The organism is Microbacter margulisiae, assembly GCF_014192515.1.
Taxonomy (GTDB): Bacteria; Bacteroidota; Bacteroidia; order Bacteroidales; family Paludibacteraceae; genus Microbacter; species Microbacter margulisiae.
The window spans coordinates 937,682-960,455 of record NZ_JACHYB010000002.1 but is presented as its reverse complement, the minus strand read 5'-3'; the positions used below and the strand labels follow the sequence as shown (position 1 = coordinate 960,455).

Genomic DNA, 22,774 nt, shown 5'->3' with positions numbered 1-22,774 from the left:
GTAACATATAAATACAAAAACAGGAGGCAACCTAAACAAGGATTGAAGGTTATAACTTCCTTAACTTCTCAACTTCCTGTAACTTCTGATCTTCATTCTTCATTGAATGCATCTTCTTTTACTTCTGATTTTTCCTTTTCCGCATAAAGCGAAGTTTGATCTCCTCCACGATGAGATAAACACTTGGGACAAGTAATAAAGTAAAGAGGAACGAACTGGTAAGTCCTCCGATTAATACCCACGCCATACCGCTTTTGATCTCGGAACCCGGACTCCGCGAGAAAGCAAGAGGCATCATGCCCAGAATCATGGCAAACGTGGTCATAATGATGGGGCGGAACCGTTCTTTGCCTGCTTCTATCAGTGCATCGACCACCGGGGTGCCTTTTTCTTTCAAATGGTTGGCAAAGTCGACAATCAAAATGCCGTTTTTGGTTACCAGTCCAAGCAACATGATCATTCCGGTAATGGTGAGGATCGTCAGTTGGTTCATGGTCATGGCCAGGGCGAGAAATGCGCCGATGATAGCTACAGGAACGGAGAAAATGACCACAAAGGGATAGACAAGGCTTTCGTACAGGGCAGCCATAATCATATAGACCAATATGATGGCAATGATAAGGGCAAAGCCGAGACTTCTGAAAGCATCCTTTTGGTTCTTGACATCACCCTGGTAAACGATGGAGACATCCGAAGGCAGCGAGACTGACTTCAGGTTGTTTTGGATATCCTGTACGATGGTTCCCGAAGGACGCCCCACTGCCGAGGAAGTAATAGTGATGGACGGCAGACGGTCTGTCCGTTCCAGTACGGTAGGAGAAACAACTTCTTCCACACGCGCCACTTGCGACAACATCACGGAGGCTCCCGACTTGCTTACCAGCATAAGGTGTTCCACATCACTTGCGTCCTGCCGGTCGGAAGGCGAAAGTTGCAGATTGATGCCGTAATCGTCATTGCTTTCTTTCAGTTGCGTCTTGTCATTGCCGCTGAAAGCCAGATTGACGGCGGTGGCGATATCCTGCACGGTAAATCCCATGGAAGCTATCTGTTGCCGGTCGGGAATAATACGGATCTGGCGTGAAGGCGTTTTGGTGCTGAACCGGATGTAATCGGTTCCCGGAGTTCGCTGCATGACGCCTTTAATCAGGTTGGCCGCTATGGACACCGAGTCGATATTAGCTCCCTTTACCACGATTTGTATCGGTGAATTGGATGATCCGGTAATATTGACCGGGATTACTGTCACCTGAAGACCCGGAATCTTTTCCAGTTCGTTTCGTAACATGACGCCGAACTCATCGGTACTGATATTCCGTTTTGTCTTATCCACCAGCGAGACATCAATCTCAGCAAGGTTACTGCTTGACACATTTCCCATTACGCCGGTTTGCGTCCCCACCAGGGTATATTCATTTGTCACTTCGGGGTGTTGCATGATGATGGCTTCTGCCCGTTTCACCATCAGGTTGGTCTGATATAATGGCATGTCGGCGGATGTTTCCAGTTTCAGGCTTAACTCGCCGCGGTCGCTGTTACCGATAAAAGAAGCTCCGATGAAACCGGCTGGAACGAGGGAGACGGCACCAATGATGAGCAGCACAACCAGCATAACAAGATAACGTTTATGATGTAATGTCCACTTCAGGAGGCCGGCATAGAAATCCTTTACATGGGTGAGTATCTGTTCGAATCCGGCGTTTAACTTACCCCAGAATCCGGGCATATCTGAGTGTGACAGTTTGCCAAAACGGGATGCCAGCATGGGGGTGAGCGTAAAGGAGACAAAAAGGCTCATCAGGGTGGAAAAGACCACCACGAGTGCAAACTCCCGTACAATATTGCCGATCAATCCGCCGGTTAGCGCCATAGGAAGGAAGACGACAAGATCGACCATCGTAATGGCAACTGCCGTGAACCCGATTTCACTTCTTCCGTCCAGTGCCGCCTGTACTCTGTTCTTCCCCATCTCAAGATGGCGGAAAATATTTTCAAGAATCACAATACTATCATCCACCAAAATACCAACCACCAGGGAAAGCGCCGTAAGTGTCATTAAATTGAGTGAAAAACCGAAGAGTTCCATCAGAATAAAGGTAGGAATCATGGCCGAAGGGATAGCTACCAGTACAAACATGGAGCTTCGCACGCTATGGAGGAAGACAAGCATCACGAGTCCTACAATCAGGACAGCCATCATCAGGTCATCCACTACGGCATGGGCAGAAGCGAGCGTATAAATGGACTGGTCGGACGCAATCCGGTAATCAAATCCATAAGAGGCATACTCTTTTTTAATTTCTTCCAGTTTCTCCTTTACGCCCCGGCTTACATTGACCGAATTGGCGTCGTTGGTTTTATATACCTGCAAACCAATCCCTTCTTTTCCGTTCATCCGGTTGAGGGTGGTGATTTCCGCCTGTCCGTCGGTGACGCTGGCCACGTCTTTAAGCAGGACACGGCTGCCATCGGGATTGGAACGGAGCACCATGTTACGGATGGTCTGCGCTTTTGTCAGATCGGCATCTACTGAGATCGAAAGCTGGCGCCGGCTGGTTTTAATGCTTCCTCCGGGAAGTGAAGCGGCATTGGCCGATAAGATCTGGTAGACTTGTCCGGCAGAAAGATGGTAGGCATTCAATGCATCATTGTTGAGGTTGACTTGTATCTCTCTCGGGTCGCCCCCGATGAGCGATACCTGTCCGACGCCGTCCACATTGGAAAGTTCCGGCAGGATGTTATCCTGAAGCAATTGGTAGAGGGTTGCATCGGAGGTTTTCGCCGATACGGAGAGATTAAGCACGGGGTATTGTTCGGTACTGAAACGGCTTACCACGGGATCATTGGCGTTTGCGGGCAATGTTGACTTAATCCGGTTGATGCTTCGTTCCACATCCTGCTGTGCAATGACGTCGTCGACCCCGGGTTTGAGCCGTATGATGATTGAAGAAGCGTTTTCCATCGATTTGGAAGTGATGATATCGATTCCTTCAATGGTTGAAACGGCATCTTCGATGGGTTTCGTAATATCATTCTTGATGTCTTCGGCAGAAGCTCCGGGATAGGTCGTATTCACGGAAATAACTCCTGCATCGAAGTTAGGCAACAATTCGTAATTCAGATTGAAGTAGCTGATCACCCCGAACAGGATCAGCGCCAGGAAAACAATGGTGATCAGCAATGGCCGTTTGACCGACAGTTCTGTAATTGACATGCTTGTGGGTTTAGTGGTTGACAATGGTAATGAGGCTTCCGTTTTGGAGATTGATTTGCCCCGAAACGACCACTTCGTCGCCTTCTTTCAATCCGTTCGTTACCTGGATGTATTCTCCCTGATCTGCTCCTGTGGTGATATACCTCCCTTCGGCTCTGTTTCCGTTGATAACATAGACGTAAGGACGCTGATGATCATCCACAAGGGCAATTTTGGGTATTTGCAGCACATTGCCTTTTGGACTGAAGTCGAACGAGACATTCACGTTGGTTCCGGCTTTCAGCATCGGCTTGGTTCTGTTGTCCAGCAGGATATCCACCTGGTAATTGTGGTTGTCGTCTCCCTGCGGACTGATAAAAATGACCTTTCCTGTCAATGATTGACCAGGTAACACAGTGGTGGTCACCGTAGCGGTTTCTCCCAGGTGTAACTGGTACACATCCGCTTCATCCACATACACGCTTGCCTTCAACTGGTAGATATTGACCACCGAAGCAATGGTCATTCCCGGATTGACAAATTCTCCCGCCCGCAGGTTGCGTGCATTGATGATGCCGCTGATGGGAGCAACTATGTTGGCATTGGCGATCTGCTGTTTGATCTGTTTTACCTGTATGCCCGCGTTTTCATAGGCATACTTTGTGTCGATGGAATTCACTTTGCTGGCGGCGTTTCCTTCATAAAGGGCTTTGGTACGCTGATAGTCTTCTTTCAGCTTTTCGCTGTTCAGTTGGGCAGCATCCAGATTCAATCGTGCAACCCGCATATCGATGGCGCCTATTATTTCGCCTTGTGCAACACGACTCCCTTTGTCAATGGATAACGAACTGATGATTCCCGGTGTCTGCACCGAGATATTAGCCGATTCGTAAGGATTCAGGATGGCCGGCAACGTAAGATTGATGGTCATCGGTTGATTTGTTACTTTGGAAACGGTGACCGATACGGGAATCAGCGACCGGTCGACAATCTGGTTGGCAGCATCGATTTTTTTCTTGTTTACGGTTAAAGTCGCTGCAATGGCGACTACCACTATGCTGAAGATAGTAACGGGTATGGCTGTTTTGCGCTTCATTGGTGATATGTTTTTAGTTGCGTAAGTGTTGATAAAAAGAAAAAAGCGTTCCTTTGGCTTTTTCGTAATCGAGCCGGGCGCTCATGTAGGAATAGAGGCTGCTGATGTAATTGGTCTGGGCATTTTTGTAAGCATTGTCATCGTTCAGGAAATCAGACAGCGTGGATGTGCCTTTTTGATAACTGAGGTCAGTGTCATCAAGCACCCTTTTTGCCAACGCCAGGTTATTCCTGTTGTTCAGGTAGGCATTGAAGGCTGTGAGGAGTTCCTTTTGCGCATTTTCGTACTGCAACTTGTAGTTTTGTTCCGACAATTGCAGCGAAAGTTTGGCATTTTCATACTGGAGCTGGCTTTCGTGAATCTTGCTTGTCTTTTCCCAAAAGCTATTTAACGGAAGTGTCACTGCAACGCCCACATAGGTGTTCATATGCCAGGTGTTGAACACACGCGACAAATCATTGTTCTGGGCCTGGTCACCCCAGTGCGCAACGGCATTAATGGTGGGAAGGAAAGCTGCTTTCTTCGATTGGTAATTCAGCTTTTGCAATTCTACATTTGCCTGATTGATGTGATAGCTGAAAAGGCTGTCGGTTACCATCGGCTGGTTGAACGGCATGTTGACATACGAGTCGAGCCCGAGCGTATCGGTAATCTGAATGGTAGAATCGAGCGGGAAGCCCATGGCGTTTTTCAGCGTATTGTATGCCACTTTCTCCTGCGCCCTGGTTTCGTCCAGTTGATAGGAGGTAGCGTTCAGGCTTACCTGCAAACGGTCGGCATCCGTCTGTATGGCCACTCCTTTCTGAATCTGCAGATCGATAATCTTCATCAACTGCCGGTATGTCTGTTCTGTTGTATTCAGTTTATGTTCCAGTTCTTTGTATATCAATACCTGAAAATAAGCCATTGCCGTGTTATAGATCAGGTTTTCCTGGTTTTGCTTGTCTTGCAGGGAAGCAATCTTCAGGTTGGAACGATTGGCACGGATGGCGTCAATTTTTTCCTGATCATAAATGGGTTGCATCACATCCAGGGAAAGGTTGGCATTGTATTTTTGTCCGAATTGTACATCCAGGGGCGTTTTCGAAATGATACCCGCCGGGATCACGGTAGTTGCCAGACTCAGGTTATTGATAAACTGAACCGAGTTGCTGATTTGCGGCAAATAGGAAGAAACTACCTGGTTTGATTGCGCTTTGGCAATCCTGAGGTCATTGCCGTAAATGCGCGCTGACATGTGGTGAGAAAGGCTGTATTGAATGCAATCCGTGAGTGAGTAGTCAGCCTGGGCACCTGCTGTTGCCGCACAAACCGAAAAAAGGAAGATGAAAAAGATCTGTTTTATTTTCATATGAACGTAAAATAGATTGGAGATAGGTGATCGGGAGATGATTCCGGTTCAGGAAACCCCGTCCATTCGTTTTGCGTTCAAAATTAGAACCTCAGGCAGGAGCCGGAAAGAGAAAAGGAGGGAGAGCGGGCAAATTTAATGGTGAACCGGACAAGCGATGCCGGTAGCGCACAGGGGAAACAAGGAAAGAAACTTATGCAACGAGCATCAGGCAGTGAAGTGCCATGATTACCGGTTTTCCATCCAATCCAGAAAGTCGGTGGCTTTTGCCTTGCTGATAACGATGGAAGAAGGGAGGTGAAGGTTGGTTTTCACCGCCAGTTTACGGGCAAAGAAGGGTTCAACTTCCACGATGGCATTGAAATGGATAATAAATTGCCGGTTGGCACGATAATATTGCTTCGGATCGATCATGTGTTCGATCTCGTCAAGCGAATAGTCGGTTACATATTTTTTATTGGAGAAAGTGTGGAGATAGACCATTTCGTCGGCGATGTAAAAACAGGCAATGTCTGACGTTGCCACCGGAATCATTTTCCCCTGGAACGAAATCAGGAAAGCCGTCTTATAGTTTTTCTGTTGTAGCAACGCTTCTCCCAACGTTTTCAGCAGATGGTTCTGCGAAGTGAAATGTTGTTCGAGTTGTTTCACTTTTTCCAGACTCTTCCTGATGGATTGTTCATCGAAAGGTTTCAGGATGTAATCGATTCCTTTGGTGCGGAATGCCTCGATGGCATATTCGTCAAACGCCGTGCAGAAGATGACAGGACAGGTAATGTTAATGGCATCAAACAATTCGAATGATAGTCCGTCGGCCAGTTGGATATCTGAAAAGAGAATATCCGGCATCTCATTTTCCCGGAAATAGTCGATGGAGGCTTCCACGCTATCGAAAATTTTCACGATCTCTGCCGATTTGTCCAGTTGTATCAATGTTTCTTTGAGATCGGCGGCTGTTTTGGCTTCATCTTCAAGAATAACGATTTTCATTTTTCGTGATTAAAGGAATTTCGACAATAAACTCACCGGTTGTTTTGGTGATTTCGATGCCTCTTCCGCAAAGGTAAGTACATCGTTTATGAATATTCTCAAGTCCGACCCCCGTCGATGTTTCCGTATTCCGCTTTGGTTGAAGGCTATTCTTTACCACGATCCGGTCACTGCCTATGTTATATACGTTAATGCAAAGCGGTTTTGCCTGCGAGACAATATTGTGTTTGGTCGCGTTTTCAATCAGCAATTGCATGGTGAAAGGCGGAAGCAGGCAGGAATCGAGAATAGCCTCGTCGATGGTGATGTTTACAGTAAGGCTATCTTCAAAACGCGCCTTCAACATAAAAATATAGGCCTGCAAGATGTTCAGCTCCTCACGGATACTAACCAGATCGTTATGCTGGTTTTGCAGGATATACCGATAGATTTCCGAAAGCCTCAGCACAAAAGCTTCTGCATGGACATCATTGCTTTTTACCATGCTTTTAAGCGTGTTGAGGGAGTTGAACAGAAAATGAGGATTCAATTGTTGCTTCAATGACTGGAACTGGGCATTGAGCGTGGCCAGTTTGAGCTTTTCATTTTCCACAAGGATCCTTTGCCGTTCGGCAAGCAGGTCGAACATATTCTTAATCATTTGAATGGCGATAATCAGCGTTATGAAACGGATGCCGGCAATAGTAAGGTATTGATCGAACGCAAGGTTGGCATTAAACAGGAAAGGATCGTGATGAATAAAAAATGAATACATTGATCCGGTGGCGGTCAATAGAATGCCCAAACCGATAATGGAAGAAGCAATGAATTTAATGATTTGGTATCTAATGATTTTTGATAAGCGTGTCATGGGCTGCTTGGGCCTGCCGAATGTTCTGTGAAGAATATACTCAGCAAGGTAAACCACACCCCAACAGGCAATCGATGCACTGAAATTGAGCACAAAGATAAAGAAGACCGGATACCAGTCGTGGTAGCTCAATGTTGCGATGCGGTTGACGCTTGTTATGAGTGCAATGATTAGCGACGAAATAAGGGCTACCCTGTAATCTATTTTTTTCTTCATCATACCACAAATATACAACGCTTATCGGGAGCAGAAAAGCACAAAAATGATCAAACGGGCAAATATAGCTCCCGGATGGACGAGTGAATAACTGAATGACTGACAAAACAACAGTCAGTTGAAGAAGTTACAGAAGATGAGAAATTGAGGAAGTGATAACCTCCACTCCCTCAAACCGTCAGTCCTGCAATCTTCATCTGTTGTTTGGTATTTTCTTCTACGAAGATTGCAGGACTACGTCCCTTTAGATTGAAGGTTATAGTTTATTGCACTTCCTGATATTAATTCCCGGCAAAGCCATCATTACAGGAAGGTATATCTTCGCCTGAAAACGGACTATTTGTGTTGTCGAAACAGCCATTCCATCATGAGTGGGTCGCTGTAAGCCGCCAGCCAGGAGAAATGTCCCACTTCCGGATAGAAAGTGAATCCGGGATGCGCTCCTGCTTTTTTCAATGCTTCGAGCATTTCCAAAGCATAGGATGGATTTACTGCTGCATCTTCGGCTCCATGGAAAATCCAGATGGGAATATGGGCAAAGGATGCAACTTTTGTCGTATCGCCTGCTCCGCATACTGGAACTGCCGCTGCGAATAACCCTGGATAGCGTTCTATAGCATCATAGGTTCCATATCCTCCCATAGAGAGTCCGGTAATATAGATCCGGTTTGTATCGACCGGAAGCGTCCTGATAAGTTGATGAATCAGTTGAATGACAAGACGCATGGGCATCGACGGTTCAGACAATAGATGAAGCTGGTGTGTAATACTGTCTTCGCTGAAGTTTGACCAATCTTCATTGTCAGGACATTGCGGTGCGACGATAATTGCCGGATGCATTGTCAGGGCGCGATCGGTTGCAAAGTTCATCACTCCCCATTTTAGTTGTGCCTCATTGTCGTTTCCCCGTTCACCTGATCCGTGCAGAAAGATGACAAGTGGATAAGTTCGTAGTGTATCATAGTCGGGGGTCAAAATCCGATAGTTAAGCGTATCGCCTTTTGAATCGACATATTTTGCAGAACTGAAGCGGGATGTTTGGGCAAAAGAGAATGAACTGCCAAGGCAAAATAGCAATAATGTCATGGCAAGCGGATAGATGGGTTTGAATGTTTTCATAGGTTGATAATTTATCTTGATGAGTACGTGAGATTCTCGTTTAGACATTGAGCGACAAAACAGCAAGAAGTTACAGAAATTCCTGAACAAAGGATGATCACTACTATCTGCTTAGTTTTTAACCAGGTTAATGATTGATGTACAAGAAATAACACGGCAAAGATAAATGAATTATTTTGCATTTATCCGATCGCTAATCCTATTCCGGATTTCGGAGTAAGAAATATTTGGGGAAGGAGTCATACTCTGTCTGACCACTTTAAAGAATAAGATGCAACCCTTTATTTTCTTGAATGATATATGGTATTACCCGGACAGCTGAGTGTCGCAACCGTACGCTTTTTCGCAGAAAATGACTAACTTTGTGACAATTTTTTTGAGAGGACCCTTACGGGGTTGTTTTTCATACAATTAGTTGATTATGAGTAAGAAATTTACCGAACATAATGCTTTCGATCTTGCCGGGATGAATAAAGAAATTCTGGAACAATGGGATAAACAGGATGTTTTTCGCCAGAGTCTTGAAACGCGCAAAGGAAATCCTTCATTTGTTTTCTATGAAGGCCCGCCTTCCGCTAATGGAATGCCGGGTATTCACCATGTCATGGCGCGTACGATAAAAGATATTTTTTGCCGCTACAAGACAATGAAAGGATATTATGTGGAGCGGAAAGCAGGATGGGATACACATGGACTTCCCGTGGAACTTGGCGTTGAGAAGCGACTGGGGATCACAAAGGAAGATATCGGAAAAACCATTTCGGTGGAAGAATACAATGCCGCCTGCCGCAAGGATGTGATGCAATATACCCGTGAATGGGAAGACCTGACCCGGAAGATGGGTTATTGGGTCGATATGCAACATCCCTACATTACCTATGACAATCATTACATCGAGACATTGTGGTTTTTATTGAAACGGCTTTATGAGAAAGGATATCTTTATAAGGGATATACCATTCAGCCTTATTCTCCGGCCGCCGGTACAGGGTTGAGCACTCATGAACTGAACCAGCCCGGCTGTTATCGCGATGTAAAAGATACGACGTGTGTAGCTCAATTCCGGATTAATGACCCGAAGCCGGAATGGAAACAATGGGGCGACGCTTATTTCCTGGCATGGACTACAACGCCGTGGACATTGCCATCCAATACAGCTCTCTGCGTCGGCCCATCCATTACGTATGTCGCTGTGCAATCCTACAATCCGTATACGGGGACTCCTGCTACTTATATTTTGGCTAAAGAGTTACTTTCGCAGCATTTCAATCCGAAAGCTGCCGATATTCCATTGGATGCTTATAAGACTGGAGACAAACTGATTCCCTTTAAGGTAGTTGGAGAATATGTGGGAAAACAATTGGAAGGGGTTACCTATGAACAGCTGATCCCGTTTGTTAAGATTGAAAAGAATGCTTTCCGCGTGATTACCGGCGATTTTGTTACAACAGAAGACGGAACGGGGATTGTTCATATTGCGCCTACTTTTGGTGCCGATGATGACCGCGTTGCTAAAGCCAATGGCGTTCCCCCTATGTTGCTGACCGACAAAGACGGTAACCAACGACCTATGGTCGATCTGACTGGAAAATTTTATAAAGTTGAAGATTTGGATGCTGATTTTGTGGTAAAATCAGTTAATATTCCTGTATATAAGGAGTATGCCGGGCGTTATGTGAAAAATAGCTATGATGATACATTGACAGAAGATGATGCTCCACTGGATGTTGACCTGTCGGTTATGCTAAAACAACAAGGACTTGCATTCAAGATCGAGAAGCATGTGCACAGTTATCCCCATTGCTGGAGAACAGACAAACCTGTATTGTATTATCCGCTTGATAGCTGGTTTATCCGTACAACGGCCTGTCGTGAACGTATGATGGAGCTGAACGAAACAATCAACTGGAAACCGCAATCAACTGGAACAGGACGTTTTGGCAAATGGCTTGAAAATCTTCAGGACTGGAACCTGTCACGTAGCCGTTACTGGGGGACGCCCCTTCCGATCTGGCGTACGGAAGATGGTGCTGAAGAAAAGTGTATAGGCTCGCTTAACGAACTATATGCTGAGATTGAACAAGCGGTTGCCGCCGGCGTGATGAAGAGCAATCCTTTCAAAGATAAAGGATTTGTCCCTGAGGATTTTTCAAAACCCAATTATGATAAGATTGACCTGCACCGGCCGTATGTGGATGATATCATCCTGGTTTCCGGTAGCGGAAAGCCGATGAAACGGGAATCCGACCTGATTGACGTATGGTTTGACTCGGGTTCGATGCCCTATGCTCAGGTGCATTATCCTTTTGAAAACAGAGAGCTGATTGATGGGAAGACAGCATTCCCGGCTGATTTTATTGCCGAAGGTGTCGATCAGACAAGGGGATGGTTCTTCACGCTGCATGCGATTGCTGCGATGGCTTTTGACAGTGTTTCCTTCAAGGCAGTCGTCTCAAATGGTTTGGTGCTGGATAAAAACGGTAACAAGATGTCGAAACGTTTGGGCAATGCCGTCGATCCGTTTTCCACCATCGAAAAATATGGTTCGGATCCGTTGCGCTGGTATATGATTACAAATGCGTCGCCATGGGACAACCTGAAATTTGATGTTGACGGCATTGAAGAGGTGCGGAGAAAATTCTTCGGAACGCTTTATAATACCTATTCCTTCTTTGCCCTTTATGCCAATGTTGACGGGTTTGCTTACCGTGAAGATGAGATCCCATTGAACGAACGTCCTGAAATTGACCGTTGGATTCTTTCATTGCTGAATACGTTGATTGACGAAACCAACACCTATTATAATACCTATGAACCGACGCGAGCCGGTCGTGCTATTGCAGAATTTGTCAATGATCATTTGAGCAACTGGTATGTGCGTCTCAACCGGAAACGTTTTTGGGGTGGTGGTTACAATCAGGATAAGATATCAGCTTACCAAACTTTGTATACCTGCCTTGAAACAGTAGCACGGCTGATGGCTCCCATTTCGCCTTTCTATGCTGACCGTTTGTATCTCGATTTGATTTCCGTGACAGGAAAAGGAGATACAGTATCCGTGCATCTGGCTTCATTCCCCGAAGCGAATATGCAATATATTGACAAAACGCTCGAAGAACGAATGAATCTGGCGCAATCCATTTCATCCATGGTATTGTCGTTGCGCAAAAAGGTTAATATAAAAGTTCGCCAACCGCTTTCATCCATTCTGTTACCCGTGAAAGATGCTGTTGTTCGCGAGCATATCGAATCCGTGCAACCGTTGATCCTGAGTGAAACGAATGTTAAAGAACTTCGTTTTGTCGAGAATACGGCAGGAATTCTGGTAAAACGGGTGAAACCTGATTTCAAGAAGTTAGGCCCAAAATTCGGCAAGATTATGAAGCAGTTATCCAGTACTATTGCTGCTATGACTCAGGAAGAGATCATGCTTCTTGAACAAGATGGGGTTTGGTCATGTATGATTGACAATCAGCAAGTCTCTGTCGAAGCATCAGATGTAGAGATTATCTCCGAGGATATTCCGGGATGGCTTGTCGCCAACGAAGGTAACCTGACGGTTGCTCTGGATATTACTCTCACAGAATCGCTTCTGCAGGAAGGCATTGCCCGTGAACTGGTGAATCGTATTCAAAATCTCCGTAAAACAAACGGATATGAAATTACCGATCGAATTGTGATCCGGTTTTTACGATCGGAATATATCGAAGAAGCTGTTAAAACGTATGCCGATTACATATCCGGTCAGACTTTGGCAAACAGCATTACCTTTGTTTCACAGTTGACGGAAAATATAGAAGTTGATTTTGAGTCGTTTAAAGTCTACCTTTATATTGGAAAAGCGTGAAATCTTAATGATGTTAAATATAATAAATTATATGGCTATATCTGTTTGAATGGCTAATTTAGCAGTCCGAAATAACGTCTTAAAATGTGTTGACCATGTCAGAAAAAACAAGATACTCAGATGCAGAATTAGAGGAATTTCGTGCTCTAATTTTAGAAAAACTTGAAAAAGCAGAACATGATTATGAGCTGCTTAAGTTGAGTTTAACCAATATGGATGGTAACGACACTACTGATACGTCGCCAACATTCAAGGTGTTGGAAGAAGGTGCTTCCACTTTGTCAAAAGAAGAAGCAGGACGTTTAGCACAACGGCAGATGAAATTTATCCAGCATTTGCAGGCCGCATTGGTACGTATTGAAAACAAGACCTATGGCATTTGCCGTGAAACAGGAAAATTAATTCCAAAAGAGCGCTTGCGGGCTGTTCCTCATGCTACGTTGAGTATCGAAGCGAAATCAACGGGAAAATAAACACATTCTTGATATACGAATACGGCAGGCGGACAGAAATTATTCCGGTTGCCGTTTTTTGTTTGTAAAAATTGAAATCAAAAGAGTTTTGTGATATTATCAAATAGTAATTCAATAGTATGCCGCTGACTAAACGTATCATTCCCTGTTTGGATATTAAAGACGGACAAACGGTAAAGGGAATCAATTTTCTGAATATTCGTGCTGTAGGTGATCCGGTGGAACTGGGAAGCCGCTACGCACAAATGGGAGCCGATGAATTGGTTTTTCTGGATATTACAGCCACACACGAAAAGCGTAAGACACTCTCGGACCTCGTTACCCGTATTGCACATCATATTAATATACCTTTTACAGTAGGTGGTGGTATTTCGAGTGTGAGTGATGTGTCTACTTTGTTGCAGGCCGGAGCAGATAAAATTTCAGTAAATTCAGCTGCAGTTCGCAATCCTAAGCTAATTGAAGAATTAGCGCTCCAGTTTGGTTCCCAATGCGTTGTTCTGGCTGTAGATACTAAATTCGTGAATGGTGAATGGATTGTGTTCCTGAATGGAGGACGTATACCAACTGAAATCCGTACGTTGGAATGGGTGCAAAATGCCGTTGACCTGGGTGCCGGAGAGATTCTTTTAACATCCATGGATCATGACGGGACAAAAAACGGATTTGCCATTGACCTGACCCGGGAAGTATCCGAAAGTGTTAATGTGCCCGTTATTGCAAGTGGTGGCGCTGGTAAAATGGAGCATTTTGTAGATGTGTTTAATCAAGGCAAGGCAGATGCAGCTTTAGCCGCAGGAATTTTCCATTATGGAGAGATTGAGTTACCTGCCTTGAAACAATTTCTCTATGACAAAGGTATTGAGGTTCGTCGTTAATTATTGAAATCCTCTCTGTTATGCATTTATTTTATGCTCCGGATATCCTGAATAGCCTTTGCTTGCCTGAAGAAGAATCCCTGCATTGTACGAAGGTATTGCGATTGGGTCTGGGAACGCTTATCGCGGTTTCCGATGGAAAAGGTACCCATTTTGTAATGCGTATTGTTGAGGCACATCCAAAACATACCATGGTGGAAATAGTGGAACAGTATTATGAGACACGTGAGGAAACAACACTGACACATATTGCTATTGCCCCGACAAAAAATAAGGAACGGCTGGAGTGGTTTGCAGAAAAGGCTACAGAATTAGGTGTTGACATCATAACGCCTGTCGTTTGTCATTTTTCGGAACGCAGAAGTATAGCTTTCGAACGCCTTGAAAAAATCGTCATTGCTGCTATGAAGCAATCGCAGCGCGCTTATCTTCCTAAGCTTAATCCCGCCATAACGTTTACGGAATTATTGAAAGAGAGCACCGAGAAACAACGGTTCATTGCTCATTGTTACGAAGAAGAGCGGGTTTTGCTACAGGATATTTATACTCCGGATAAGGATGCCATTGTGTTGATTGGTCCCGAAGGAGATTTTTCTCAGGAAGAGATAACAGCGTCTTTTTCGTATGGATTTCAACCTGTGTCGTTAGGGAAGAACAGACTACGCACCGAAACAGCAGGTATTGCCGCCTGTCATATTATGCAGTTAAAGCGCCTTTAAAAAGTTTAGCTCCTATCCGAAAAGAAGGCCGAATAACATTACGAGGACAAATCCGTTGACAAATCCGGCCAGCGTCTGTAAAGGAGTGTGAACTCCAAGAATCAATCGTGATGTTGCTACAGCCGCAGCAATAAATAGCGTTCCTACAATTAAAGCAACAGGGTTGAGGACATAATGCATAGCTACCACGAAGATACCTCCAAAAACACCTCCCAGAGCTGATAAATGGGCACTCATCTTCCATTTTAGATTGACGAGCATTAAAACAACCAAAGCAACAGTACTTCCTACCACCATCATTACAAACCAGAGTGGCATATTGACTTTCCAGAGATATAATGCACAGAAAAGATAGAGCACTAATGAAAAGATGTAAGGAAGAGTGCGTTCTTCTTTTTTTTCAAGATTCACAGAGCTTACTTTCCCTGTTTTCATAAAGAAATAGAGAATCACTCCCGGCAATAATCCCGTACATACAAAAACGATAATACCTACAATAAGCTTTGGCAAGAAAGGAACAACCTCAAATCGTCTTGTTGTAAAAAAGAGTAAGATACCATAAGTTGGTACCAGTAGCGGACTGAAAATAATTGAAAGAATAGATGCAAGTCGTTTCATAGCTTACAGTGTTTTAAATTGATATCCTTGTTGTTGAAGAAACCGGATTGCATCGGGCAAAACGGTAAGCACATTTTGTTTTGCTTTTAGCGAATCGTGAAATACAACAATGGATCCGTTACGCACGTATTTCTTTACATTTTTCAGAATGCGTTCAGGCTGTAACGCCTGATTATAGTCACGTGTAATTACATCCCACATTACCACCTGATAACGTTCGTTCAACGCCCGGTATAATTTTTGCGATAACTGCCCATGCGGGGGCCGTATTAAGTCTGAGTTAATGAGCGATGCTGCTTTTTCGACATTTTCAAGGTATGCCTCAACACTCCAGGAAAACCCCTTTATATGATTAAAGGTATGATTTCCTACGCGATGTCCTTGTTTAATCACCTGTTGAAACACCTCCGGGTGTTTTCTGACATTATCTCCTACACAGAAGAATGTCGCTTTAATCTGGAACTCATCCAGCATCTTCAGTATTACCGGAGTGATTTCGGGTACAGGCCCATCATCGAAAGTCAGATAAACTACTTTCCGGTTTTTATCTTTTCTCCACCATGCCTTTGGGAATAACCAAGGCAGAAAAAACAACGGACGCTCAATAAACATACAAAGAAAAAGAAGTTGCCGGCTTATAGCCGACAACTTTCCTTTTTAAGATTGAACATGAAATTCAGTGGCAAATTGCACAAACTTAGCATAATACTTATCAAACAAAGCTTTTCTGTTGTATTGATGGAAGTAATACAATGCGTTGCGCAAAGCAGCCAAATTAGTTGATATTTGTTCTGTAACTGTATTCATCTGGTTGTTTGTCAGAGCAGCATACCAGGTTAAGTTTTGTGAACTTTCGTTTGCTACGTCATCAAGAATAGCATCTCCCTGTGGCATCTTCCCTAATTCATAATATGATCCGGCCAGGAATGTTGAGAAATAGTCGTTAGGTACTGTTGTCGGAGGAATTACTTTCATGGCATAATTCAGCACCTGTAGAGCAGAATCACGTTTATTTTCTGCTATTAATCCTTCGGCTAACACTCCGAATTGCATCCGGAATGTGGTGCACATCCGTAAAATATTTTCATCCAGATAGACTTTCGGATTCTGAATATCCCCCCAACGGAATTTATGCATCATATTGTCATACATCGCTTTGGTATTCACTGAGCCGCCATCTTTCCAGATCGGGACAATACGTTGTGCGATACCTTCCTGTTGGAAATAGTTGCTTAATCCCAGATACATATCATTGCCTACCGTGTTGGCAAAATAGATCGGACGTTTCCAATGGTTGGTTTGCAACATGTCGAGAATCATCATATCGGCTTTCGTAACCTGACGTCTCAGCGTTATATTCATTTCAGGAACAATCTGATTTGCCAGGGTTGAATCCACCGTATGGGTACGAAGCACTTCATCTTTATTTACTTTCAATACCAAATGAGAAGTTGGGAATATGTCGTGCCCTAATGGATCTTTTGTTTGAGGATTCTTGCTCAGGATGAATTGCAAGGCCAGCGAAAGATCAATTTTAGTGGTATCCTTAGGATTAGCAACATAAGCCACATCGTGATTTCCTTCTGCATATTGTGCCGGCGTCCATGAAATAGGAAGCGGTGCAGAGGAATATACAGGACGTTTCATTTGATCGATGTACCAGTCTGTTTGTAAATAACTTAGATTACATACACGTACATCGCGCCGGAGTCCTTCCACTTCGATACTATACCATAGTGGGAACGTGTCATTATCGCCATTAGTAAAGATAATTGCATTGGGTGCCAGTGAATTCAGATAGTTGGCGCCAAAATCACGCGCTGTGTAACGATCGGATCTATCGTTACTTTTCCAGTTTTGTGAAATTAAAATGGCTGGCACAATTAATCCGATAACAGTTGCAAGAATCGCACTTGGCGATGATGCTAGCTTATTGCGCAGATAATTTGCAATAGCCAACACTCCGAATCCTATGAATATACAGAACGCGTAGAACGATCCTGTGTAAGAATAATCTCGTTCACGAGGCTGTAATGGCGTTTGATTCAGATAGATAATGATTGCAACACCCGTCATGAAGAAGAGCGTAAATACGATCCAGAAGGTTTGTTTCCCTTCTTTGCCCGCATACATTAACAAAAAGAGCAGCCCTATAATTCCCATTATTAAAGGAAGCATGAAGTAAGTATGGCGCCCTTTGTTGTTTTTCATATCTTTAGGCAAAGTACTTTGATTTCCTACCAACCAGTTGTCGATAAAATTGAAGCCGGTGATCCAGTTACCGCGATCGATTTCGCCATAGGACTGTTTATCATTTTGCCTACCACTAAAGTTCCACATGAAATAGCGGAAATACATGAAATCTAGCTGGTAACTCAGGAAGAACTTCAGATTTTGCCCAAATGTTGGCATTTTACCAACGGCATCTTGTCCGCAAGGTGAATAATCTACATTGAGCGCTGGTTTTCCAACCCACGATTCGTAAGCTTGCACATGGTTTGGTTGGTCACTGAACATACGGGGGAAAAACATATAGAAAACAGGATCATACACAGGCGTTTGTTTATATCCTGTGATAATATACTGATCTTTATCTCCCGGATGTGTTTTGGGCTTCTTATTCCAGATAGGACTTCCGTTTTTTTGAACTGGAGCACACATACCGTTGCCGGCCGGCTGATATTTATAATCGGCAGTATACATTGGACCATAGAATATAGGATGGACATCTCCGTACTGTTCGCGGCTTTGGTAACTCATCAGAGCAAACACATCGCTCGGAGCATCTTCATCCATAGGAGGTTGGGCCGAAGAACGAATCAACACAATTGTAAATTGTGAATATCCGATCAGAATCATTGCAAGTGCAAGAATAATCAGGTTTAATATCCGACGGGATACACGAACTTTCTTGACCAAGAGAAGATATACCAACAGGAAAAGAATGATAACGGCTACCCAGACACTTTTTCCTAGGAAGGGAACCCCGGAAAGAGCAATGGCAAGAATAAAAGCAAAACGAGCCTGCGCTTCGTTTTTTCCTTTTTGTGTTGCATAAATTGCCCAGATAAACACAATGGCTACAATGATGGCATAAGCGATGACGCCGCTGTTGAAAGGTAATCCTAATGTGTTGACAAAGAAAAGTTCCAAAAAGCTGGATAGCCAGAAGAAACTTGGAATCATGCCATAAAAGACGGCGGCTAAAATGGAAATCGCAACCAAAAAGGCTATGAAAGCGCTTTTTCTAGTATGTTGATGTTTCCGGAAATAAAATATCATTACTAATGCCGGAATAGTCAACAAACTCAAGAGATGAACACCAATAGAAATCCCTATGGCATAAGCAATCAATAATAACCAACGATCAGAGTGAGGCTCGTCAGCGACTTCCGACCATCGCAACATTGCCCAGAAACTGAATGCTGTAGATAACGCTGCAAAACTGAATACGTCTGTTTCGGTAGCTGAAAACCAGAAAGAATCAGTAAAGGCAAAAGCCAGAGCACCTACTAATCCCGCACCCCAGATGGTGAGCATTTTGCCCATGGTGTAATCTTCTTCATTCTTGATTAAAAGTTTACGGGCAAGAATCGTAATCGTCCAGAACAGGAATAATACTGCACCGGCGCTATTTAAAACAGAGATTCTGTTGACCCAGGTACTTACGTGTGCAGGATCAGATGCAAACAGTGAAAATAAGTGACCTACTAACGAAAAAAACGGATATCCGGGTGGATGTCCAATTTCTAGTTTGTATGCAGTAGTAATGAATTCCGGGCAGTCCCAAAAGCTTACTGTTGGTTCCATTGTAAGCAGATAGACAATAGCCGCGATGATAAAAACCATCCATCCCAGCAGGACATTGATCCGTTTAAAACGCTTCATAAGAGACAATTTAGGCTTATCAATTTGTGATTATACTTTTTATGCTGGCAAAGATACAAAATAATTCTGTTTGCATTTGAAAATTATTCAGACTGATATTGCAGGAAATAAGTTCCCTTTTGTTTGGATTGTAAAATAGTTTGTCAATGTTAATGGATTGTCTGTGCCTGCTTAATTATTGTTTATGATCATATTGTACAATTTGACAATAAAACGAATGGGAAGGTGGTATTATTGCAGGGATAACAGCACTACAACTATATATAAGAATGGACAATAAGGTAAATGATGTGCTTCTTAAATTTGAATCTGCCTGTAATGATATCGAAAAATTATGCCTATGTTTGCCCCTATAATCTAATCTTTGCTATGGAAGACGCGGTGTTCTTTGCGATCACTCCAAAGTCGTTTCGTAAGTTGTTTGATCTCTATTACGAACCTTTATGCCGATCGTTGAATTACTATACACGTGATGCACAGGCTATTGAAGAAATTGTGCAAGATGTGTTTGTAACCCTCTGGGAAGATCGGGATCGTCTGCACATTGAGCATATTAAAACCTATCTTTTTTCTGCAGCACGTTATCGTGCATTGAATTACCTTCGCGATAGACAACGTCAGGCTACATTTTTGGAGGCATGGTCTGAGGAAGAGCTTCTGCAAAAACAGGGCAATGACGTTTTGAATTACGACGAGTTGATTCCTCAACTACAAATAGCAATTGAAAATTTACCCACACGTTGCCGTCAGATCTTTGATCTTAGCCGGAAAGAACAACTTACATATCGGCAAATAGCAGATTCACTGAATATCTCAATTAAAACAGTAGAGTCACAAATGAGTATCGCATTGCGAAAAATCCGTGATCACTTTGCCTCAAATTATCACTGTGGATAAACATGATATAGCGCTGATATCATTTTATTCTATTTTTTTTCGATGGCTTTTGGGGATTTTCGCCTGTTGAGGTGTCTATGATATAGGTGCCCATTGTGACGCCAATAAAATAATCAGAAGCCATATAACTTGCTTTGCATTTGATGCCGGTTTATTTCTTCCAAAGAACATGTAAATCATTAATGTGTAACTTAACCCTATATTCTATGACACGAATGACCTCAAAGATTCTTGCAAGCATTGCCTTAATGTTTGCTATTGCTGTTCCCAATCCTGCAAAGGCATCCGTAACTTCTTTCCAGAAAGAAAACGACGGAGTCCTGTTTAAGCTGGATAAAGGAACGATGAAAGTAAATATCTGCCTGGACAACATGGTTGAAGTCAGATATACCATTTTTAAAACCCTCCCGGTTAAGAAATCACTGGTTGTTGTCAATCCATGGGAAACGCACCCTCAGTTTAAGGTTTCCGAGACAAAAAATGAGATTGTTATCTCTACCCGGAATCTGGTTGTTCATGTTGATAAAGCTACCAACGGAATTCAGTTTTTTAATCTTCAGGGAGATTTGATTCTGAGCGAGGATGGCGCTAACGGAACAACCATGAATCCCGCTACCATCGACGGAATTGCAACGTATAATTGCAGTACGGAATTTAATTCTCCGTCAAACGAAGCGCTTTATGGGCTGGGATGTCATCCGACGGATACGCTTTCCATTGACTACAAAGGGCGCAACCAGTCATTGGCCATTATGTATTTGACCGGAGCCATTCCTGTTCTTCTGTCCAATAAAGGGTACGGCCTGATGTGGGATAACTATTCGGCATCAGATTTTTATGGAAAACTGGATCATAATACCAAGTATAAATATGTTTCCGAAAGCGGCAAAATGGTAGATTACTACTTTATGTACGGGCCAAGCCTTGACAAAGTTGTCGCATCTTACCGCATTGCTACCGGGGAAGCTCCCATGTTTCCAAAATGGGCGTTCGGACTCTTTCAGTCACAGGACAGGTACAAAAGCCAGGCAGAAGTATTATCCGTAAAGGACAATTACCGCAATAATCATATTCCGGTAGACTGCATTGTTCAGGACTGGTATTACTGGGAGCCCGAGCCGATTGGTTCCAATGTAATGTATGCGGAAAGGTATCCCAATCCCAAAGAAATGGTTAATGAGTTACATAAGGCCCATATTCACGCGATGATCTCTATCTGGCCTGTTTTCGGAAAAGGTTCTGCCAATTATAAAGCCATGCTTGATGCCGGTAATTTAACTACGTTGGATTGGAAAAATGTGGTAACCAATCACTGGGATTATTATTATGATGTTTATAGCAAAAAAGCAAGAACGATGTATTGGAACAAGGCCAACAGTCAATTGATATCCCGTGATGGATGGGATGCCTGGTGGGTAGATCAGTGCGAACCCGACGTGGGGAATGACCGCATAGCATTGCGGAAGACATGCAACTTTGCTATTGGAAAAGGAATTGATTACTTCAACACCTATTCATTAATGCATACCACCGGATTATACACCAACTGGAGAAAAGATATCCCCGGAAAGCGGGCTTTTTTCCTGGTACGTCAGGCTTTTGCCGGGCAACAACGAAATGCCACCACCTTATGGTCATCGGATGTCACCTGCACCTGGAGAGCTTTCAAGAGCCAGGTGCCACAGGGAATCAATGCCTGCGCTTCGGGAATCCCTTACTGGACATCTGACATTGGCGGTTACCACTTAAATTGGGCAGCTCCCGACTGGTCAACGCCTGCCAACCGTGAATTGTTTACGCGATGGTTTCAGTTTGGCACATTCTGTCCGATCTTCCGTATCCACGGGAAAGGAGAAAGAGCTTTATATTCCGATAACTGGGATGCAAAAACGAAAGCCATCCTGCTGAATTACGACAACCTGCGTTACCGGTTGATGCCTTACATCTATTCGCTTGGATGGAAAGTGACTCATCAGGGCTACACTATCATGCGTGCACTTGCATTTGATTTCAAAAATGATGCCGCGATTGACTCTATTCCCGATGAATATATGTTTGGGCCAGCTTTCCTTGTAAACCCGGTCACCTATAGCATGATGGGTCAGGAAAATGGCACCAAAATGGAAGACACCCGGAAAGTGTATCTTCCCAAAGAGACTATCTGGTATGATTTCTGGACAGGAGAGAAATATCAAGGAGGACAGACGATTGATGCCAAAGCGCCTATTGAAACATTGCCACTCTTCATGAAAGCCGGATCGATAGTCCCTATGGGGCCATTCCTGCAATACGCAACTGAGAAACCTGCTAATCCGCTCGAGATTCGTATCTACCCTGGTGCTGACGGAAGTTTCGTGCTTTACGAAGATGAAAACAATACCTATGATTATGAAAAAGGCGTTTATGCCACTATTTCTTTCAAATGGAACGATGCCAGACACGAATTGATCATTGGCAAGCGGCAGGGAAGTTTTCCGGGCATGTTGCAAAACCGGACATTCCATATTATCATTGTTACTCCGGCAAAGGGAACAGGTGTTGCAATAACCAAAGATCCCGATAAGACCGTTCAATACAATGGCGCTGAACAGACCATCAAATTGTAAGCCAAGTGAATTTTTGGGATAGAAAAGGATAAT

General features: G+C 43.7%; 15 protein-coding genes. 6 read left to right on the top strand and 9 right to left on the bottom strand.

What is annotated here, in order from left to right; translation table 11 throughout:
* Nucleotides 1-118: 118 nt before the first annotated feature.
* The 6 genes from FHX64_RS12955 to FHX64_RS12930 form a co-directional block, all read right to left on the bottom strand.
* Nucleotides 119-3,238, bottom strand: coding sequence for an efflux RND transporter permease subunit (locus FHX64_RS12955; RefSeq protein WP_221202213.1), 3,120 nt, complete (start codon nucleotides 3,236-3,238; stop codon nucleotides 119-121).
* Nucleotides 3,225-4,289 carry an efflux RND transporter periplasmic adaptor subunit gene (locus FHX64_RS12950; RefSeq protein ID WP_183414269.1) on the bottom strand — a complete coding sequence of 355 codons (1,065 nt, stop codon included), beginning with the start codon at nucleotides 4,287-4,289 and terminating at the stop codon, nucleotides 3,225-3,227. Before FHX64_RS12950 ends, FHX64_RS12955 begins: the two co-directional genes overlap by 14 nt.
* A 13-nt stretch (nucleotides 4,290-4,302) precedes the next feature.
* Nucleotides 4,303-5,640 carry a TolC family protein gene (locus tag FHX64_RS12945; protein ID WP_183414267.1) on the bottom strand — a complete coding sequence of 446 codons (1,338 nt, stop codon included), beginning with the start codon at nucleotides 5,638-5,640 and terminating at the stop codon, nucleotides 4,303-4,305.
* Nucleotides 5,641-5,868: 228 nt separating this feature from the next.
* Nucleotides 5,869-6,630 (bottom strand): LytR/AlgR family response regulator transcription factor, encoded by a 762-nt coding sequence (locus FHX64_RS12940; protein WP_183414265.1) that lies wholly within the window; start codon nucleotides 6,628-6,630, stop codon nucleotides 5,869-5,871.
* Nucleotides 6,611-7,699 (bottom strand): sensor histidine kinase, encoded by a 1,089-nt coding sequence (locus FHX64_RS12935; protein WP_183414263.1) that lies wholly within the window; start codon nucleotides 7,697-7,699, stop codon nucleotides 6,611-6,613. Before FHX64_RS12935 ends, FHX64_RS12940 begins: the two co-directional genes overlap by 20 nt.
* Before the next feature lie 333 nt (nucleotides 7,700-8,032).
* A complete protein-coding gene (locus FHX64_RS12930; protein WP_183414261.1) occupies nucleotides 8,033-8,815 on the bottom strand; it encodes a carboxylesterase family protein in 783 nt (260 codons plus the stop codon).
* A 421-nt stretch (nucleotides 8,816-9,236) separates the two neighbouring features.
* On the opposite strand from FHX64_RS12930, the gene ileS reads away from it, so the two are divergent.
* From ileS to FHX64_RS12910, 4 genes are all read left to right on the top strand, one after another.
* A complete protein-coding gene (gene ileS / locus FHX64_RS12925; protein WP_183414259.1) occupies nucleotides 9,237-12,662 on the top strand; it encodes an isoleucine--tRNA ligase in 3,426 nt (1,141 codons plus the stop codon).
* Nucleotides 12,663-12,757: 95 nt separating this feature from the next.
* A complete protein-coding gene (locus FHX64_RS12920; protein ID WP_183414257.1) occupies nucleotides 12,758-13,135 on the top strand; it encodes a TraR/DksA family transcriptional regulator in 378 nt (125 codons plus the stop codon).
* Nucleotides 13,136-13,254: 119 nt separating this feature from the next.
* Nucleotides 13,255-14,013: an imidazole glycerol phosphate synthase subunit HisF gene (gene hisF / locus FHX64_RS12915; RefSeq protein ID WP_183414256.1), complete on the top strand. Its 759-nt coding sequence runs from the start codon at nucleotides 13,255-13,257 to the stop codon at nucleotides 14,011-14,013.
* A 20-nt stretch (nucleotides 14,014-14,033) separates the two neighbouring features.
* A complete protein-coding gene (locus FHX64_RS12910; protein WP_183414254.1) occupies nucleotides 14,034-14,732 on the top strand; it encodes a 16S rRNA (uracil(1498)-N(3))-methyltransferase in 699 nt (232 codons plus the stop codon).
* A 12-nt stretch (nucleotides 14,733-14,744) separates the two neighbouring features.
* Here FHX64_RS12910 and FHX64_RS12905 read toward each other — a convergent pair whose 3' ends face one another.
* Genes FHX64_RS12905 through FHX64_RS12895 form a run of 3 tightly spaced genes read right to left on the bottom strand, consistent with a single transcriptional unit; the run spans nucleotide 14,745 to nucleotide 19,238 of the window.
* Nucleotides 14,745-15,350, bottom strand: coding sequence for a phosphatase PAP2 family protein (locus tag FHX64_RS12905; RefSeq protein ID WP_183414252.1), 606 nt, complete (start codon nucleotides 15,348-15,350; stop codon nucleotides 14,745-14,747).
* A gap of 3 nt (nucleotides 15,351-15,353) precedes the next feature.
* A complete protein-coding gene (locus FHX64_RS12900; RefSeq protein ID WP_183414250.1) occupies nucleotides 15,354-15,962 on the bottom strand; it encodes a polysaccharide deacetylase family protein in 609 nt (202 codons plus the stop codon).
* Between the two features lie 45 nt (nucleotides 15,963-16,007).
* On the bottom strand, nucleotides 16,008-19,238 hold the full coding sequence (locus FHX64_RS12895) for a protein O-mannosyl-transferase family (protein ID WP_183414249.1): 3,231 nt from the start codon (nucleotides 19,236-19,238) through the stop codon (nucleotides 16,008-16,010).
* Nucleotides 19,239-19,556: 318 nt separating this feature from the next.
* On the opposite strand from FHX64_RS12895, the gene FHX64_RS12890 reads away from it, so the two are divergent.
* Both FHX64_RS12890 and FHX64_RS12885 read left to right on the top strand, forming a co-directional pair.
* On the top strand, nucleotides 19,557-20,135 hold the full coding sequence (locus FHX64_RS12890) for an RNA polymerase sigma-70 factor (RefSeq protein ID WP_246392481.1): 579 nt from the start codon (nucleotides 19,557-19,559) through the stop codon (nucleotides 20,133-20,135).
* 206 nt (nucleotides 20,136-20,341) lie between these two features.
* Nucleotides 20,342-22,741 (top strand): glycoside hydrolase family 31 protein, encoded by a 2,400-nt coding sequence (locus tag FHX64_RS12885; protein ID WP_183414247.1) that lies wholly within the window; start codon nucleotides 20,342-20,344, stop codon nucleotides 22,739-22,741.
* Nucleotides 22,742-22,774: the final 33 nt, after the last annotated feature.

What these genes read in the sequence shown, in the direction of transcription:
- FHX64_RS12895 (WP_183414249.1), bottom strand. Translation starts at nt 19,238, where the DNA reads ATGAAGCGTTTTAAACGGATCAATGTCCTGCTGGGATGGATGGTTTTT.
- FHX64_RS12935 (WP_183414263.1), bottom strand. Translation starts at nt 7,699, where the DNA reads ATGATGAAGAAAAAAATAGATTACAGGGTAGCCCTTATTTCGTCGCTA.
- FHX64_RS12940 (WP_183414265.1), bottom strand. Translation starts at nt 6,630, where the DNA reads ATGAAAATCGTTATTCTTGAAGATGAAGCCAAAACAGCCGCCGATCTC.
- hisF (WP_183414256.1), top strand. Translation starts at nt 13,255, where the DNA reads ATGCCGCTGACTAAACGTATCATTCCCTGTTTGGATATTAAAGACGGA.
- FHX64_RS12890 (WP_246392481.1), top strand. Translation starts at nt 19,557, where the DNA reads ATGATATCGAAAAATTATGCCTATGTTTGCCCCTATAATCTAATCTTT.
- FHX64_RS12950 (WP_183414269.1), bottom strand. Translation starts at nt 4,289, where the DNA reads ATGAAGCGCAAAACAGCCATACCCGTTACTATCTTCAGCATAGTGGTA.
- FHX64_RS12900 (WP_183414250.1), bottom strand. Translation starts at nt 15,962, where the DNA reads ATGTTTATTGAGCGTCCGTTGTTTTTTCTGCCTTGGTTATTCCCAAAG.
- FHX64_RS12930 (WP_183414261.1), bottom strand. Translation starts at nt 8,815, where the DNA reads ATGAAAACATTCAAACCCATCTATCCGCTTGCCATGACATTATTGCTA.
- ileS (WP_183414259.1), top strand. Translation starts at nt 9,237, where the DNA reads ATGAGTAAGAAATTTACCGAACATAATGCTTTCGATCTTGCCGGGATG.
- FHX64_RS12905 (WP_183414252.1), bottom strand. Translation starts at nt 15,350, where the DNA reads ATGAAACGACTTGCATCTATTCTTTCAATTATTTTCAGTCCGCTACTG.
- FHX64_RS12945 (WP_183414267.1), bottom strand. Translation starts at nt 5,640, where the DNA reads ATGAAAATAAAACAGATCTTTTTCATCTTCCTTTTTTCGGTTTGTGCG.
- FHX64_RS12885 (WP_183414247.1), top strand. Translation starts at nt 20,342, where the DNA reads ATGACACGAATGACCTCAAAGATTCTTGCAAGCATTGCCTTAATGTTT.
- FHX64_RS12910 (WP_183414254.1), top strand. Translation starts at nt 14,034, where the DNA reads ATGCATTTATTTTATGCTCCGGATATCCTGAATAGCCTTTGCTTGCCT.
- FHX64_RS12920 (WP_183414257.1), top strand. Translation starts at nt 12,758, where the DNA reads ATGTCAGAAAAAACAAGATACTCAGATGCAGAATTAGAGGAATTTCGT.